This window comes from Hungatella sp., from assembly GCF_046966825.1.
In genome coordinates, this window is sequence record NZ_JBKVCZ010000142.1 from 1 (window position 1) to 15,956 (window position 15,956).

The 15,956-nt window shown below is 48.3% G+C and carries 17 protein-coding genes and 1 pseudogene; all 18 read left to right on the forward strand.

The genetic code is table 11. The annotated features are described in order from the left end of the window. Positions 1-257 precede the first annotated feature (257 nt). Positions 258-2,150 carry a sensor domain-containing diguanylate cyclase gene (locus ACLTD4_RS28030; RefSeq protein ID WP_117622557.1) on the forward strand — a complete coding sequence of 631 codons (1,893 nt, stop codon included), beginning with the start codon at positions 258-260 and terminating at the stop codon, positions 2,148-2,150. A gap of 108 nt (positions 2,151-2,258) precedes the next feature. Continuing rightward, positions 2,259-2,666 (forward strand): hypothetical protein, encoded by a 408-nt coding sequence (locus ACLTD4_RS28035; protein WP_117622558.1) that lies wholly within the window; start codon positions 2,259-2,261, stop codon positions 2,664-2,666. 47 nt (positions 2,667-2,713) lie between these two features. After that, positions 2,714-3,640 (forward strand): DUF2156 domain-containing protein, encoded by a 927-nt coding sequence (locus ACLTD4_RS28040; protein ID WP_002602087.1) that lies wholly within the window; start codon positions 2,714-2,716, stop codon positions 3,638-3,640. Continuing rightward, entirely contained in the window at positions 3,637-4,689 is a 1,053-nt protein-coding gene (locus ACLTD4_RS28045; RefSeq protein ID WP_117622559.1) for a GNAT family N-acetyltransferase, read from the forward strand. The genes ACLTD4_RS28040 and ACLTD4_RS28045 overlap by 4 nt, the downstream gene beginning before the upstream one ends. A gap of 89 nt (positions 4,690-4,778) precedes the next feature. After that, positions 4,779-5,417 (forward strand): hypothetical protein, encoded by a 639-nt coding sequence (locus tag ACLTD4_RS28050; RefSeq protein WP_055657990.1) that lies wholly within the window; start codon positions 4,779-4,781, stop codon positions 5,415-5,417. A 198-nt stretch (positions 5,418-5,615) separates the two neighbouring features. Further along, a complete protein-coding gene (locus tag ACLTD4_RS28055; RefSeq protein WP_117622560.1) occupies positions 5,616-6,347 on the forward strand; it encodes an NAD-dependent protein deacylase in 732 nt (243 codons plus the stop codon). A 50-nt stretch (positions 6,348-6,397) separates the two neighbouring features. Then, a pseudogene (locus tag ACLTD4_RS28060) lies at positions 6,398-7,386 on the forward strand (aldo/keto reductase). A 24-nt stretch (positions 7,387-7,410) separates the two neighbouring features. Beyond that, positions 7,411-7,608 (forward strand): DUF951 domain-containing protein, encoded by a 198-nt coding sequence (locus ACLTD4_RS28065; RefSeq protein ID WP_002602082.1) that lies wholly within the window; start codon positions 7,411-7,413, stop codon positions 7,606-7,608. A 153-nt stretch (positions 7,609-7,761) separates the two neighbouring features. After that, positions 7,762-8,049 (forward strand): 30S ribosomal protein S6, encoded by a 288-nt coding sequence (gene rpsF, locus ACLTD4_RS28070; RefSeq protein ID WP_002602081.1) that lies wholly within the window; start codon positions 7,762-7,764, stop codon positions 8,047-8,049. A 22-nt stretch (positions 8,050-8,071) separates the two neighbouring features. Further along, a complete protein-coding gene (locus tag ACLTD4_RS28075; protein WP_025532065.1) occupies positions 8,072-8,524 on the forward strand; it encodes a single-stranded DNA-binding protein in 453 nt (150 codons plus the stop codon). 45 nt (positions 8,525-8,569) lie between these two features. Beyond that, positions 8,570-8,836 (forward strand): 30S ribosomal protein S18, encoded by a 267-nt coding sequence (gene rpsR, locus ACLTD4_RS28080; RefSeq protein ID WP_002602079.1) that lies wholly within the window; start codon positions 8,570-8,572, stop codon positions 8,834-8,836. Between the two features lie 183 nt (positions 8,837-9,019). Then, positions 9,020-9,418, forward strand: a complete 399-nt coding sequence (locus ACLTD4_RS28085; protein WP_243008292.1) for a hypothetical protein — start codon at positions 9,020-9,022, stop codon at positions 9,416-9,418. A gap of 224 nt (positions 9,419-9,642) precedes the next feature. Beyond that, positions 9,643-9,999, forward strand: coding sequence for an Hpt domain-containing protein (locus tag ACLTD4_RS28090; RefSeq protein WP_055657971.1), 357 nt, complete (start codon positions 9,643-9,645; stop codon positions 9,997-9,999). Positions 10,000-10,029: 30 nt separating this feature from the next. Then, complete coding sequence (locus ACLTD4_RS28095; RefSeq protein WP_055657969.1) at positions 10,030-12,078, forward strand: diguanylate cyclase; 2,049 nt, start codon at positions 10,030-10,032, stop codon at positions 12,076-12,078. Positions 12,079-12,302: 224 nt separating this feature from the next. Further along, entirely contained in the window at positions 12,303-13,763 is a 1,461-nt protein-coding gene (locus ACLTD4_RS28100; RefSeq protein ID WP_412331743.1) for an ABC transporter substrate-binding protein, read from the forward strand. A 21-nt stretch (positions 13,764-13,784) separates the two neighbouring features. Next, positions 13,785-14,720, forward strand: coding sequence for a carbohydrate ABC transporter permease (locus ACLTD4_RS28105; RefSeq protein ID WP_117622563.1), 936 nt, complete (start codon positions 13,785-13,787; stop codon positions 14,718-14,720). Beyond that, complete coding sequence (locus tag ACLTD4_RS28110; protein WP_002602067.1) at positions 14,720-15,559, forward strand: carbohydrate ABC transporter permease; 840 nt, start codon at positions 14,720-14,722, stop codon at positions 15,557-15,559. The genes ACLTD4_RS28105 and ACLTD4_RS28110 overlap by 1 nt, the downstream gene beginning before the upstream one ends. Before the next feature lie 68 nt (positions 15,560-15,627). Continuing rightward, the coding region (locus ACLTD4_RS28115; protein ID WP_412331744.1) for a Gfo/Idh/MocA family protein at positions 15,628-15,956 on the forward strand (329 nt) is incomplete at its 3' end.

The window sequence follows — 15,956 nt, forward strand, 5'->3', positions numbered from 1 at the left end:
TGTTGTCAGCAGCCCGTTTCACGGTCTGCGTGTAGTTCCTTGTAAACTGACCTAAGTAAGAACAGAACCATTTTTGTAAGAGGCAGGAGTGGAAACTATTTAGACGGCGCATTATGTGATATACTAAAAACCAGATTTAAAGTGCCAAAAGTAAGTATTAAAAATAAGACAAGTATCAAAAATAAAACGAGTATCAAAAATAAAACGAGTATCAAAAATAAAACAATACAGGATTAAAAGAGTAAAGGAGGCTCATTTTGGAAAAAAATCGGGAGCTTTTAAAGACAAATTTGCTGGTCAGTGTGATCCTGGTATGTGGTTTTCTGGTGACGGCCTTTTTTAGTTATCAGGCAAATTATGAAGCTTCGCTTAATAACATCGAACAGGTGGCTTCTCTGACGACGGAAGGCATTTATTATCAGCTTACAGCCCTGTTTACAAGGCCTGTTAACATTTCCCTTACCATGGCCCATGACAGCCTTCTGGCGGCCCATTTGGAGGGCGAGGAAGCTCATTTAGAGGACGAACAGTATGCATGGACGATCAAGAACTATTTGGAGACGTATCGGGAGAAGTATGACTTTGATTCGGTCTTTCTGGTATCGGCCCTGACGAACCGCTATTATAATTTCAATGGGATTGACAGAATACTGACGGAGGAAGATCCGGAGAACGTATGGTATTTTGATATGCTGAACGATGATCTTGAGTACTCCATGAACGTGGATAATGATGAGGTAAACGGAGCGGACAATGCAATAACGGTGTTTGTAAACTGTAAGATCTATGGGCCTGATCGTGACTTCCTGGGGGTGGTGGGAGTCGGTATGCGGGTGAGTTATTTAAAAGAGTTTTTGAAGAGCTATGAAGAAAAATATCATTTGAATGCATGTCTGATCGATGAGAACGGTGTGATTGAGATCTCTTCTGAACATACGGGATACAGTAGGATCGACTGGTTTCAGACGTTTGAGCAGGAGAGTATCCGCAGTCAGGTGCTGGGCTGGAAGGAGGATTCTGCCAATCTGGAACTATGGTCGGATACTGCGGTGGGCGGCCAAGGAAGGAGCTATGTGGTTTCAAGGTATATTCCGGAACTGTCATGGCATCTGGTAGTGGAACAGAATAACAGCGCTATCGTGAGTGAAATAAAGGATCGGCTGTACCAGACAGGGGTTATTATTATAGCGATTATTATTACAGTCCTGGTAGTAATAACAACGGTGCTCCGCAATTTCAACAGGCAGATTACTCAGCTGATGGAAGAACGGCAGGATGCGTTTAAGAGGGCTACAGAGCAGCTGTATGATAATATCTACGAACTGAATATAACGAGAAACAAATATGCGAATAAATTGACAGAACAGTATTTCGGCAGTCTGGGTGCGGGGGATCTGCCTTATGACCAGGGACTTAAAGTGATTGCGGAAAAACAGATTAAGGAGGAGTACCGGGAGGGATACGTCTCCACATTTACTCCGGAAAATGTTATCCGGCAGTATGAAATGGGGAATAATCATTTAAGATATGATTTTAAGATTACTCAGGAGGGGAGCCGGTATTTTTGGATGCGGATCGATGCTTATATCTTCTTTTCTCAGGAAGATGAATGTATCCATATGTTCACGTACCGGAAAAATATTAATGCAGAGAAGGAAAAGGAAATTCGGGCCTCTTTTGATGAGATGACTGGTTTCTTAACTAAGATGGAAACGGGAAGGGAAATTACCGCCCTGTTGTCCAGACCGGCGGAGGGGGTCTATGCCTTCTTTCTGTTTGATATTGATAATTTTAAGCAGGCCAATGATTCGTGCGGGCACGCATTTGGAGATTACTGTATCAGAGAGTTTACTTCTATCATCAGAAAGCATTTCCGGGTTAATGATGTGCTGGGTAGAGTGGGCGGAGATGAATTTGCAGCGTTTATTCCGGCGCCTGACTCTGAATGGGTTGAGGATAAGGCGAAGGAGTTGTCGAATGCACTGAGGGTTACATGCACAGAAGGCGGGAAGAACTGGGAGATGTCCGCAAGTATTGGAGTTTCTATTGCCCCTATTGATGGAAATGATTTTGATACGCTGTATCAGAAAGCGGATGCGGCGCTTTATCAGACGAAACAGAGGGGGAAAAATGGGTATACAATAGCGTGATACCCGGGAAAATCTAAAAAGATTGTGAAACATCAATTGACGAGATTGACTTTTTGCAGGGACTTCATTATAGTTAAGTCATTATGAGGAAAAGAGGCGTTTAAATATATGATGAATAAATGGAGGGAAAAGTTTGCAGGATTTATGGTGGGCCGCTATGGAGCGGATCGCCTGGGACAGTTTTTGATCGGTGTTTCACTTTTCTTTCTGCTGCTTGGAATTTTCATAAGGAAACCATGGGTGGATATTCTGGCGTTTGCGTGTCTGATTCTCTGCTATTTTCGGATGTTTTCGAGGAATATCGGGAAAAGATATAAGGAAGAGCAGGTGTTTGAAGGACTTCGTTATTCTGTGACGGAAAAGTTTCGCAAATTTAAGTTTAGAATTCGGGAAAAGAAGGAATACCATATCTATAAATGTCCCAGCTGTGGACAGAAGATCCGGATTCCCAGAGGAAAAGGGAAAATCAGCATTCACTGTCCGAAGTGCAATACGGATTTTGTTAAGAAGAGTTAACTCAGATTATAAGACGAAAGACAATATTGATGCAGAAGGGAATTATTATGAACCTACAGTTTAAGCCGGTAGAGGCAAAGGATATCGAGAGAGTGACGCCGTTTTTCGCACTGCGGCCCAATAAGACGTGTGACAGTGTATTTCTGGACAGTTTTATCTGGAGGGATTTTTACCATATCCAATGCGCGATCAGCGATGAGAAAGCAGTACAGTTTTTGATGGAAAAGGATGGCATTACTTTCAGCGCCATGCCGATGTGTAAGGAAGAGGAGCTGTCCCATTACTTTTATGAGATGGTAGAATATTTTAATACCGTGTTAAAGAAGCCGTTTCGGATTTATCTGGCGGATGAGGACGGTGTGAACTATTTAAATCTGGATCCTGAGAAGTTTGAGGTGAAGGAGCAGGAAGATTTAAAGGATTATCTGTATGATGCTGCAGCCATGCGGTCATTGGCCGGCAAGAAGCTGCATAAAAAAAAGAATCATCTGAATGCATTTTTGAGGGAGTATGAAGGGCGGTATGAGTACCGGACTTTATGCTGTTCTGACCGGGACGATGTGTGGGAGTTCCTGGACAGATGGTGGGAAAACAAGGTGGAGGCCGCGGAGTTCGGTACCCAGCTGGATTATGAGGTGAACGGAATTCACGATATCTTGAAGAACTGTTCCCAGTTATGCGTCCGGATGGCCGGCGTCTATATCGATGGTAAGCTGGAAGCGTTTACGATAGGAAGCTATAATGAATTTGAAAAAATGGCGGTAATTCACATTGAGAAGGCCAACCCGGAGATCAATGGACTTTACCAGTTTATTAACAGAGAGTTTCTGGTCAGGGCATTTCCAGAGGAAATGATGCTTGTCAACCGGGAGGACGACGTGGGAATGGAAGGCCTGCGCAGAGCGAAGATGTCCTATAATCCCATTGACTTTGCCAGAAAATACAGCATAGAACAGAAGGACTTTAAAGGATGATACATTATTTAAGACAGGAAGAGAAAAGCAGGAGCCGGAAGCTGTGGGAAGAGATCTTTGTGGAAGATTCCCAGTCGTTCGTGGATTTTTACTATGCGGAGAAGGCTCGCCGGAACAAGATTCTCGTGGCGGAGGAGGACAATGAGATCGTGGCCATGCTCCACCGGAATCCGTTTGATGTGGTGGTTAAGGACCGTATTTGGAGGATCGACTATATCGCCGGGGTGGCTACCGCGGCGACATGGCGTCACCAGGGGTATATGAGCCGCCTGCTGTCCAGGATATTTGCCGATATGTATATGGAAAAGATGGGATTTTGCTTTCTGCATCCGGTGAATCCGGCTATTTATCTGCCGTTTGAGTTTACCTATATCTTTGATCAGCCGCAGCTTACTTTGAGTGAAAAGGGCATGATGCGTCTGAGTGGACGGGCCCTCATAGAACAGCGGACGGAGGAATGCGAGGAGGCGGCCAGATTTGCGGGCAAATGCCTTGAAAAGCATTATGAGGTCTACACGATGCGTGATGAGGAGTATTACCGGGCTCTGTGCCGGGAGGTGAGAAGCGCCGACGGCGATCTGGTACTCTTGAGAACGAGGGACGAGAGGGAGCGGCTGGCCGGTATTTCCGCCTATTATGGAGGCGGAGAGATGGAACAGAGGGAGCTTCTGGTGCATCCGGACTATGTGAAGGAGATCGCCCCGCCAAAGCCTCTTATGATGGGACGAATCATCAATCTGGAGCAGTTCGTCTCAGTGATCCGGTTAAAAGAGGACTCAGAAGTCAGTGAGATGGAACTTATGATCGAGGTTTCGGACGGGCAGATACGCCAGAACGACGGCATTTTCCGCTGGAAGCTGGATAAGAATGGCTCCAGGGTGACTCGGATGACGGAGGGGACTCTTGTGAAGCCGCATCTGTCTCTGGGAATTGCGGAGATGACAGCCTGGCTCTTTGGATACAAAATGCCGCAGATGCCGGAAAACCGCCGGAGTATGGCGGAAAGAATCAGGCCGTTAAACGGTGTTTATTTCGATGAGGTAGTATAGTACCGTGTTGTGCAAAACTAATAGATTTTCCTTGTAACCAGTCCTGTTTCTGTAGTATAATAGAGAAAACAGTAGCAGGGGAGGTTTCTATGGAAAACAGATATATTAAGCTTCAGGCTCCAGGATGTAACGTACCGCTCAAGGTTGTGCCGGGACATTTCGCAACCAACCATTCCCATATCAACTACTACATTGATATGACAACGCTGAAGACGCGTGTTAGTGAGGCACAGGAGGTCGCCCGTGATTTAGTGGGACTTTACCTGTATAATACGTTTGTGGATACCATCGTATGCCTGGATGGCATGGATGTGGTAGGCGCCTATCTGGCGGAGGAACTGACAAAGGCAGGCGTTATGTCCAGGAATGCGCATCAGACAATTTACGTTGTGACTCCGGAGTACAACAGTAACAGCCAGATGATTTTCCGTGACAATATTCAGCCCATGATAACCGGTAAGAATGTGATTCTTCTGATGGCTTCCGTGACAACGGGAAAGACGATCAACAAGGGAGTCGAGTGTATTCAGTATTATGGAGGAAAGCTCCAGGGAATATCGGCGATCTTCAGTGCGATCGGGGAACTGGATGGGATGCCTGTGAACTCTGTATTCCGGGAGCGTGATATCCCTGATTATCAGACGTATGATTTCCGGGAATGCCCATACTGCAAGAAGGGAATCAAGCTGGATGCCCTTGTAAACGGTTACGGATATTCGAAGCTTTAAAAGAAGCTGAACGGCAGTGGCGGGCGTGGATTGAAATGAGATATTTTCAAACATACTCTGAAACGATCCGGGGTGCCGCAGGCGGATTTGGAAGAATCCAGTCTGCGGCACCCCGTCTGAGTTCCAGTATCGGACCGCCATTGCATGGCAGAGTGCAGTGGCGGCCTGATTGAAAGGACAGGAGGGAGAACGGGAGAGATGGAAGCACAGGAACAGTTGAAGCAGTGGATCTCGGAGAGCAGCCGGATCGTATTTTTTGGCGGAGCCGGTATTTCGACGGAGAGTGGGATTCCGGATTTCAGAGGCGTGGATGGGCTGTATCACCAGCAGTATCAGTATCCGCCGGAGACGATTATCAGCCACAGCTTTTACAGGCAGAATCCCCAGGAATTTTACAGGTTTTATAAAAACAGAATGCTGTTTCCGGAAGCAAAGCCGAACCGGGCACACCTGGCGTTGGCAAATCTGGAGGCGGAAGGAAAGTTAAAGGCTGTTATCACTCAGAATATTGACGGTCTTCATCAGGCGGCGGGCAGTAAGGAAGTCCTCGAGCTTCACGGATCGGTACACAGGAATTACTGTACCCGGTGCGGGAAGTCTTACAGCCTGGAAGACATTTTAAATATGGATGAACCGGATGGAATTCCGCGGTGCAGCTGCGGCGGGACAATTAAACCGGACGTGGTGCTCTATGAGGAGAGTCTGGATCAGGAGGTGCTTAGCCGGTCGGTGGCATATATCACCAGGGCGGACATGCTGATCGTTGGAGGCACATCGCTTACGGTTTATCCAGCCGCGGGACTGATCGATTATTATAGAGGAAACCGGATGGTTCTGATTAATAAGACGGTTACCCCCATGGACAGCCGTGCTGATCTGGTGATCAGCGGGCAGCTGGGAGAGGTGCTGGGAGACGCGGCAGGCGTGTGAGAGCGCTGTACAGGCAGAGAAAAAATGACAGAATAAAGGAGCGTAAAACTATGTATCAGGCAGCAGAAGACAGATATGAGAAGATGGATTATAAGCGCTGTGGAAGAAGCGGAGTGAAGCTTCCAAGGGTTTCTCTCGGGTTATGGCAGAATTTTGGTTTGGAAAAGCCGATTGAGGATCAGGAAGCAATCCTCTGCAGGGCGTTTGATTTGGGTGTGACACATTTTGATTTGGCGAATAACTACGGATTTCCGGCGCCGGGAAAGGCGGAGGAAATTTTGGGGAGATTTTGAGACACGGCCTGGGAACCTACCGGGATGAGATGATCATTTCCACGAAGGCCGGGTACGATATGTGGCCGGGACCGTACGGAAACTGGGGATCCAGGAAGTATTTAATGGCCAGTCTCGATCAGAGCTTAAAGCGGATGGGGCTGGAGTATGTGGATATTTTCTATCACCACAGACCGGATCCGGAGACACCGCTGGAGGAGACGATGGGAACGCTGGCGGACATCGTAAGACAGGGCAAGGCGCTTTACGTGGGCCTGTCCAACTATTCGAAGCAGGAGGCGGAGAAAGCGGTCCTTCTGTTAAAGGATATGGGCGTACACTGTCTCATCGAGCAGCCGCGTTACAACATGTTCGAGAGAACTCCGGAAGACGGATTGTTTAAAGCTATGTGGGAGCACGGCGTGGGCTGTATCTGCTACAGTCCTCTGGCGCAGGGCGCATTGACCGATAAGTATTTAAATGGTATCCCGCAGGGGTCAAGAGCTTCCAGAGTGGGGACTACGATTAATGACCGCTATTTATCCGAGGAGAAGCTGGATCAGATCCGCAGGCTGAATGAGATCGCGGAGAGCAGGAATCAGTCGCTGGCCCAGATGGCGCTGGCATGGGTGCTTCGGGAGAAGGCTGTGACTTCCGTACTGATCGGGGCCAGCAGTGTGAGACAGCTGGAAAACAGCGTTCAGTGTCTCGATCATCTGGAGTTTTCGGCAGATGAGTTAAAGGCGATGGACGAGAACTTAAAATAAGGACACTGATAACGGGAGAACGAGATGAATTTTGAAGTCGGAGACATTGTAAAACTGAAGAAACAGCATCCCTGCGGCAGCAGTGAATGGGAAATTTTGCGGGTCGGCGCGGACTTTCGTTTGAAATGTATGGGCTGCGGCCACATGATTATGGTTCCCAGAAAGTTGGTGGAGAAGAACGTCAGAGGGATGAAGGGAGCGGATGGGGCGGAAAAACGGTAAGAAGCCCCGGAAATGTCGTAAAAACGTAGGAAAACAGGAAAAAGTACTTGCTTTTTCCGCCAATTTCTGCTAAAATATTAATCCGTGACACATTAAATTCCTTGCTCCTGAAACTGAAAGCAGGGGCCAGAGACCACAAGGAGGTAAACAAGCATGAACAAGTATGAGTTAGCCGTTGTTCTTAACGTAAAGCTCGAAGATGAGGAGAGAGCAGCAGCCATCGAGAAGATTACAAATTATATCACTCGTTTTGGCGGTACTGTAACTAACATCGACGAATGGGGTAAGAAGAGATTAGCTTACGAAATTCAGAAGATGAAAGAGGGATTCTACTACTTCATCCAGTTTGATGGCGATTCCACAACACCGAATGAGTTAGAATCACGCATTCGTATTATGGAACCAGTTATCAGATATTTATGCGTAAGACAAGAGGCATAATAGATAAAGAAAGTGTGATCGTATGAACAGAGTAATCCTGATGGGTAGATTGACCCGTGATCCAGAAGTAAGATATTCCCAGGGCGAGCGCGCCATGGCCATCGCAAGATATACTCTTGCTGTTGACAGAAGAGGCCGCAGAAACCAGGACGGCAACGAGCAGACCGCAGATTTCATCAACTGTGTCGCATTTGACAGAGCAGGTGAGTTTGCCGAGAAGTATTTCCGCCAGGGCATGAGAGTGTTGATTTCCGGAAGGATCCAGACTGGCAGTTACACGAATAAGGACGGTATCAAAGTTTACACGACCGATATCATTGTAGACGATCAGGAATTCGCCGACAGCAAGGGCGCGGCTTCCGGTGATGGCGGCGGCTATCAGCCAACATCCAGACCGGCACCGTCTTCCGCAATCGGTGATGGATTTATGAATATCCCGGATGGAGTCGAAGACGAAGGACTTCCATTCAACTAAACTTGCAGGGATAGAAACAACAAAATCTAACAGGAGGTAGTACCAATGGCATATAATAAGAATGATAAAGCTGATGGCGCCAAGTTCAGAAGAGGCGGCATGCGCAGAAGAAAAAAAGTATGTGTATTCTGTGGTGAGAAGAACGGCACCATCGATTATAAAGATGTAAATAAATTAAAAAGATATGTCTCTGAAAGAGGTAAAATTCTTCCGAGACGTATTACAGGTAACTGTGCAAAGCATCAGAGAGCACTTACCGTTGCAATCAAGAGAGCAAGACACATCGCTCTTATGCCTTATACAATGGAATAAACCCTTATTTTATAAGGATTTTGCGAATGAGATTCCGTAAGAAATTATGGGGTCTCATTTTTTGTTTTGCAGAAAAGTCGGAAATTTCCAAGTGTGTTTACGGTTTTTTTCCATTTACGCCCATTGTATATTTTCCTATAATGGAGTGGAGATACGATAGAATTTTTCACGGTAAAGGAGGATATGATGGGAACATTTTTATTGGATAAAAGCGTTACGGTGGATCTTGGAACGATGAAGGACAGAGGTGCGGTGAGACGAGCGGTGGAGCGGTTTTACCGGGATCTGGATATGGTGATTGACGGGGATTCTGCTTATGGGGGCGGGATCAGGCTCTGCGAGGAATCCATGGATCCGGAACAGTACAGGATACTGGTTGAGGAAAAACGGCTGGTAGTCTGCGCGGGGGATGAACTGGGATTTGTATATGCATTGCTGCATTTGAGCGAGGCGTACATGGGGATTCTGCCGTTCTGGTTCTGGAATGATCAGAAATTCGAAAAGCGGGAGTATGTGAAGAATCCTGTATTCTGTACGAATCTCTATGGGGAGACGATGGAAATGGATGGGATTAAGGGATAAATAAAAAAAATATTTGGTTTAGACAGCCTCCCGGGAAGCGGATACTTCCCGGGAGCTTTTATTTTCCTGCGCGTCTTACCTATAAAAATGTTTGTTTCTCCGATGCTATCTGTGAAATCAGTAAATAAATGAGGAATGAAGGTTCCTTCATTGACAAATGATGAGAAGCGCTTTATCATAACAGATAGAAAGACTTAAGGTTACAGGATCAGGAGGATATTTCGATGACGGTAAGGGAATGTTACGAGGAGATGGGCGCCGATTATGAGGAAGTTCTTCGCCGTCTGGCGAATGAAGAAAGAGTCGCACGTTTTTTGCTGAAGTTTTCCAGTGATGAAAGCTTTGACGGACTGGTTAAGGCGGTGGAGGAGAGTGATTATGAGGTGGCTTTCCGAGCGGCCCATACGTTGAAGGGGATCTGCCTGAATCTGTCGATCACCAGGCTTGCCGAGTCCAGCAGCGCGCTGACCGAGTCTCTGCGGGCCGGCGGCTGGAGCGAAGAGGCGGGACCTCTTTTTGAACGGGTGAAAGACGATTACAGTCAGACGATTCAGGCGATTCAAAGGCTGAAGAACGATTAATTGCGCCAGATACGCGAGGAAAAAAGATAAATGAAGAATAAAATTTTAATAGTGGATGATGCGGAGATCAACCGCTCCCTTTTGGCGGATATACTGTCTGTCGAGTATGATATTATGGAAGCGTCCAACGGCGTAGAGGCAGTTTCCCTGCTGAATCAGTACCACGCCGATCTTTCGCTGATTCTTCTGGACATCGTGATGCCGGAGATGGATGGATTCGAGGTTCTGGCGATTATGAACAGAAACGGATGGATTCAGAGCATTCCGGTCATTACGATTTCGGCAGAGACGTCCTCCAGTTATATTGAACACGCTTATGACCTGGGAGCGGCCGATTATATCAGCCGCCCATTTGATGAGAAGACGGTGCTGCGTCGTGTGAGCAACATGCTCATGCTCTATACGAAGCAGAAGATTCTGGAAGGCATGGTGACGGAGCAGATCATTGATAAGGAGAAGAATAATTTCCTGATGGTCGAGATTCTGAGCAACATCGTCGAGTTCCGTAACGGAGAGAGCGGGCTCCATGTGCTGCATATCCGCGTGATCACGGAGATGCTCTTAAAGAAGCTGCTGGAGAAGACCGATGAGATCCACCTGTCGCTGTCGGATATCGCTCTGATTGTCAATGCGTCAGCTCTGCACGATATCGGAAAGATCTCCATCCCTGAGGAGATTCTGAATAAACCCGGCCGTCTGACACCGGAGGAATTCGAGGTCATGAAGACCCATTCGGCCGTCGGAGCGCAGATCCTGAAAAATGCGCCGAACCGTCAGACGGAAAAGCTGATCCAGGTGGCCCATGATATCTGCCGCTGGCACCACGAGCGGTACGACGGAAATGGGTATCCGGACGGGCTTAAGGGGGATGAAATCCCCATCGCGGCCCAGGTTGTCTCAGTGGCAGACGTCTATGATGCGCTCACCAGCGAACGTGTATACAAGTCGGCCTACAGCCACGAAAAGGCGATGGAGATGATCTTAAATGGGGAGTGCGGGGCATTTAACCCGCTCTTGCTGGAATGTCTCGTGGAGGTGGGGGACCGTATTCTGAAGGAGCTTGATTTACACTCCCTGGACGGGATGTCAGATATTGAGATGGAGGGGATTGCTTCTGAACTGAAGTCCCATAATGAACTTCGTGCGTCGAACCGGACGCTGATGCTTCTGGAGCAGGAGCGGATTAAGTACCGTTTCTTCGCCTCTATGTCGCAGGAGGTTCAGTTTGAATACAATATTCATTCGGATCTTCTGGAAGTATCTGAGTGGGGAGCGAAATACCTGGGGATTCCGGAGTTGATTGCCCATCCGGAAAGCAATGAAGAACTTGCAAGGGTATTTAATAAAAGTGATTTTGCGGACTTAAAGAAACAGCTTCGTGCGACCACTCCGGGAGGGCCGGTGTTCAGCGGGAGCTATCAGGTTGTCATCGAGGGAAAACCGAGGTGGTTCAAGGTAGTGGCGCGCACGATCTGGGATTCCGACGAGGATACCTTATATTCCGGGACGATCGGTAAATTCATCGATATCCATGAGGAACAGATGGAACTCACTAATTTAAAGCGCCTGGCCTCCCAGGATTCTCTTACTGGCCTCTTTAATCACAAGGCGGCCAAGGAAATGATTGAGAATATGATAGTCCAGCGCGAGAGCAAAGAGTATGCCATGATTCTGATTGATGTGGATTACTTTAAGTTTGCCAATGACCAGCACGGTCATATCTTCGGGGACGAGGTGTTAAAGTACATTTCCCAGAAAATGCGGCAGAATATCCGAAGGGATGATGTCGCAGCCAGAGTCGGAGGCGATGAATTCCTGATTTTCGTGGAATACCGTGGCAATGTGATGCCGCAGATCGAGCGCATCTTCCGTTCCCTGACCGATTCCTTCCAGGGTTTCCAGATCTCTGTCAGCATGGGAGTAGCGCGCTGCCCGGAGAACGGAGTAGATTACGAAGTGCTGTTCCACTGCGCCGATCAGGCGCTCTATTCAGCAAAGAAAAATGGCAGGAACCAGTTCTGCCTGTATGACAAGACAATTCAGGGCTTTTTATCTGTGCTTTCGCCGATGGATAATTGAGGAAGCTGTGGGCCAGGCGAGAAGAGTGGAATTTCCGGAGAGATACCGGAGGTTCCGCTTTTTTTATTTCATGGGAACGCTGTTTTTATGATATAAAAACTCTCTGGTATTTCGGAAATTTTACCATTTATGTCTGATTTTTGAATTAACTTGAGAAAGAGTGTCTGTTAAAATAGAAACAGATGGGGAAGCTTCCCAAATGAAAAGAAAGGATGAAGGCGATTATGAAAAAAAGATTAGCTCTGATTGTGGCGGCAGCACTTGCTGCGACAACAGTAATGACGGGGTGCGGCAGCGGAAACGGGCAGAAAGCGACCGGGGCGCCGGCGGTGGAAAGTGTGGCGGAAGGTACAGCAGCGGAAGGTACGGCAGCGGGAGGTACAGCGGCGGAACGTGCGGACGCAGGCAAAGGGCAGGAGAGTGAGACCGCAGACCCCATGGCAGCCATTACCGATGATGGAACGAAAAAGACGATTACATACTGGCACACGTTTACAGAGGGAGCACGCAAAGACTATATCGACGAGATGGTAGCCGAGTACATGAAGGAACATCCAAATGTGACCATCAATGTAGAGGTGTATCCATGGAATGTATTTACTCAGAAATGGACGGCGGGGCTGGCGGCCGGAGCGCTTCCGGATGTCAGCAGTGTAAATCCGGACAACTTATTTGCAATTAATCAGGCGGGGGCGGTGCTGCCCATGAACCCTCTGATCGATGCGCTGGGGGAGGACTATTTCCTCGGAAAACCACTGGAGAATTTTACGGATGGGGACACGGTTCTGGGGATTCCCTATTACCTTCATTCCTATGTCATGTGGTACCGCAAGGACGTATTGGAGGAAAAAAATCTGTCTGTGCCGAAAAACTGGGATGAGCTGTTAAGCACGGTGACCGCGGTGGCGGATCCGCCGAACAGATATGGATTTACCATTGCCATGTCTAAAAACGACCAGATGTGCGCACAGCTTCTCAGCTGCTTTGCAAAGGCCGAGGGAGCTCCGTTAATTACAGAAAATAATAAGGGGAATTTAACCGATCCGAAGGTGGTAAAGGCAATCCAGCTGATGGCGGACCTCTATAAGGCAGGCTCTCCGGAAGGCTCCGTAAACTATGGGCTCTCCGAGCAGAATGACGTATTCTTCCAGGGGAAATCGACGTTTGCATTTGGATCAGGCTTCCATATCAATGGAGTCAAACAGAATTCACCGGAGCTTCTGGATAAGATAGCAGCGGTTCCGTTTACGGGACCGGATGGGGAAAATCTTGGAGCTACCACATTTGTCATTGGTCTGATGGGATGGAATCAGACGAAGTATCCGGAAACGGTATATGACTTCATCAAGTTCCATTTTGAAAAGGAACGCTATATTGATTTCCTGCATCTGATTCCGGGCGGACAGCTGCCGGCGACGGCGGAAGCTGCGAACTCAGCAGAATTCTATGATGATGAGACTATCCAGAAATTTAAGACAGAGATCGAGTACATCCAGGAAGGGATTGAAAAGGGAACCTTTATCGGTATGGACTATGGCCTTACGCCTGCGGCCTCGGCGCTGACCAGCCAGGGTATTATTGAGGAATGTCTGCAGGATATCGTGCTGAACGGGACTCCGGCGGAGGAGGCTGCGAAGAAAGCGAATGACAAGCTGAACGCGGCAATTGAGATCTTAATGGAATAATGGCATTACAGGAGGAATTTTATGAGGCAATACCGGGATCGGCATAACGCCGGAAAGAGTGTCGGGAACCGGATAGCGGATTTTGTGGACCGCCACATGTGCGGGGTTTTCATTACTCCGGCATTTCTCGTGACCATACTGCTGCTGGCATATCCGATATGTATCAGTGTGTATTACAGTTTTACCAATAAGAGCCTGCTGGGAAAAGCGGTTAAGTTCGTCGGGTTTAACAATTACGTGTCGGTTCTGCAGAATCCGGAGTTTTACCACGCGCTGTGGAACACCCTTGTATACACCGTAATTTCACTGTCTCTGCAGCTGTTTTTCGGATTTATAGTGGCTCTGTCACTTCATAAAATCAACCGGTTCAAAGGGATGTTCCGGACGCTGGTGCTGATCCCGTGGGCATTTCCCATGATTATCGTTACCTTTACATGGTCCTATCTCTTAAATGATCTATACGGGATCGTCAATGCCAAACTGCTGCATTGGAATCTGATTGCACAGCCGATTCAGTTTCTGGCCAACCCGAAGATCGCCATGCTGACAGTGAGTCTGATTAATGTGTGGTTTGGAGTCCCCCTGTTTGCCATTAATATTCTGGCGAGCCTGCAGACGATTTCCAGAGATTTATACGAAGCGGCCCAGATTGACGGCGCCAGCCCGTTTCAGAGATTTCGTTTTATTACGCTGCCGTTTGTGAGAGTCGTAGTGGGACTGCTCATTATTCTGAGGACAATCTGGATTTTTAACAGCTTTGACCTGATATTCCTCCTGACAGGGGGAGGTCCGGGAACCTCCACGGAAACGGTGCCGATCTTTGCCTACCGCATGGGGTGGACCCTGTATTCCCTGGGAAGGTCTTCGGCTGTGACCATTCTGCTGCTGCTGTTTTTGACGGCGGCCTGTCTGATCTATTTTAAGATATTGGACCACTGGGAAGAGGAGGTGGCGTGATGAGAGCGAGACTGCATAAAAACGGATGGACCATACTGTCCTATGTGATTCTTACCGCCGCGGTACTGCTGGCGGGAGGACCGCTTGTTATCGTGATATTTGCCTCTTTTAAGGGACAGTTTGAGATTGTCAGCAACACGGCGGCCCTTCTGCCGGAACGGTTTTCGCTGTATTGGTTTAAGGATCTGCTTCATAAGACGGACTTTCTGATATACGTGAGGAACAGTCTTCTCTACTCGTCGCTGTCCACGGTGCTGGGCATGACGATCTCCTCTCTGGCCGCCTATGCGATTACGCGGTTTGGAGGCAGGAAACAGAAGATTCTGACGAGAGTGATTGTGATGACCTATATGTTTCCGCCGATTCTGCTGGCAATCCCTTACTTTATCCTGGTGTCGAATCTGGGGCTTGCCAATACGCTGCCGGGATTATTAATGGCTTATATGTCATTTACCGTCCCCTTCTGCACCTACCTGCTGGTCAGCTACTTCCGGACGGTGCCGAAGGATATCGAGGAGGCGGCCCTGATAGACGGACTCCGGAGGCCGGGGGTGTTTCTCCACATCGCGCTTCCGCTGGTGGCGCCCGGGCTGGTAGCTACGGCTATATTTGCATTTATCAACGCGTGGAATGAATTCTTATACTCCCTCCTGATTATCAGCAGCGGGGATAAGCAGACCGTTTCCGTGGGCCTTTACTCCCTGAAGGGCGGTATGGAGACGCTTCAGTGGGGAGATATGATGGCGGCGTCAGTTCTGGTCGTCATTCCGTCGATTGTGTTTTTCTCGATTATACAGAAGAGCATTGTAGGGGGACTTACCGCGGGGGCAGACAAATAAAGCTAGTGCCGCCGGACTTAAATGCAGTACGTATTTAGGTCCGGCGGTACTGGAGAGAGGAGAAGGAAATGGCTGGATATGGAATCATCGGATGCGGATATGCGGGTGGCATCCACGCGGATAATCTTGCGGGACTGCCGGGGGCGCGGCTGGCAGCGGCCTTTGATCTGGATTATGAGCGCTCGAAGGCGTTTGTGCGGGACACGGGGGCTTATGCGGCTCCGACAATCGAGGAATTGTGCAGCAACAGGGAAGTGGAGGCCGTAATCATCACGACTCCCAATAACAGCCATGTGGCTCCTGCCATCCTTGCGGCAGAGGCCGGAAAGCATGTGTTCTGTGAAAAACCTGTGGCATTGAGTTTAAAAGATACGAACGAGATGCTTGATGCGGCGGA

What these genes read in the sequence shown, in the direction of transcription:
- ACLTD4_RS28035 (WP_117622558.1), top strand. Translation starts at nt 2,259, where the DNA reads ATGATGAATAAATGGAGGGAAAAGTTTGCAGGATTTATGGTGGGCCGC.
- ACLTD4_RS28095 (WP_055657969.1), top strand. Translation starts at nt 10,030, where the DNA reads ATGAAGAATAAAATTTTAATAGTGGATGATGCGGAGATCAACCGCTCC.
- ACLTD4_RS28065 (WP_002602082.1), top strand. Translation starts at nt 7,411, where the DNA reads ATGAATTTTGAAGTCGGAGACATTGTAAAACTGAAGAAACAGCATCCC.
- ACLTD4_RS28090 (WP_055657971.1), top strand. Translation starts at nt 9,643, where the DNA reads ATGACGGTAAGGGAATGTTACGAGGAGATGGGCGCCGATTATGAGGAA.
- ACLTD4_RS28075 (WP_025532065.1), top strand. Translation starts at nt 8,072, where the DNA reads ATGAACAGAGTAATCCTGATGGGTAGATTGACCCGTGATCCAGAAGTA.
- ACLTD4_RS28055 (WP_117622560.1), top strand. Translation starts at nt 5,616, where the DNA reads ATGGAAGCACAGGAACAGTTGAAGCAGTGGATCTCGGAGAGCAGCCGG.
- ACLTD4_RS28040 (WP_002602087.1), top strand. Translation starts at nt 2,714, where the DNA reads ATGAACCTACAGTTTAAGCCGGTAGAGGCAAAGGATATCGAGAGAGTG.
- ACLTD4_RS28050 (WP_055657990.1), top strand. Translation starts at nt 4,779, where the DNA reads ATGGAAAACAGATATATTAAGCTTCAGGCTCCAGGATGTAACGTACCG.
- ACLTD4_RS28105 (WP_117622563.1), top strand. Translation starts at nt 13,785, where the DNA reads ATGAGGCAATACCGGGATCGGCATAACGCCGGAAAGAGTGTCGGGAAC.
- ACLTD4_RS28100 (WP_412331743.1), top strand. Translation starts at nt 12,303, where the DNA reads ATGAAAAAAAGATTAGCTCTGATTGTGGCGGCAGCACTTGCTGCGACA.
- ACLTD4_RS28110 (WP_002602067.1), top strand. Translation starts at nt 14,720, where the DNA reads ATGAGAGCGAGACTGCATAAAAACGGATGGACCATACTGTCCTATGTG.
- ACLTD4_RS28045 (WP_117622559.1), top strand. Translation starts at nt 3,637, where the DNA reads ATGATACATTATTTAAGACAGGAAGAGAAAAGCAGGAGCCGGAAGCTG.
- rpsF (WP_002602081.1), top strand. Translation starts at nt 7,762, where the DNA reads ATGAACAAGTATGAGTTAGCCGTTGTTCTTAACGTAAAGCTCGAAGAT.
- ACLTD4_RS28085 (WP_243008292.1), top strand. Translation starts at nt 9,020, where the DNA reads ATGATGGGAACATTTTTATTGGATAAAAGCGTTACGGTGGATCTTGGA.
- rpsR (WP_002602079.1), top strand. Translation starts at nt 8,570, where the DNA reads ATGGCATATAATAAGAATGATAAAGCTGATGGCGCCAAGTTCAGAAGA.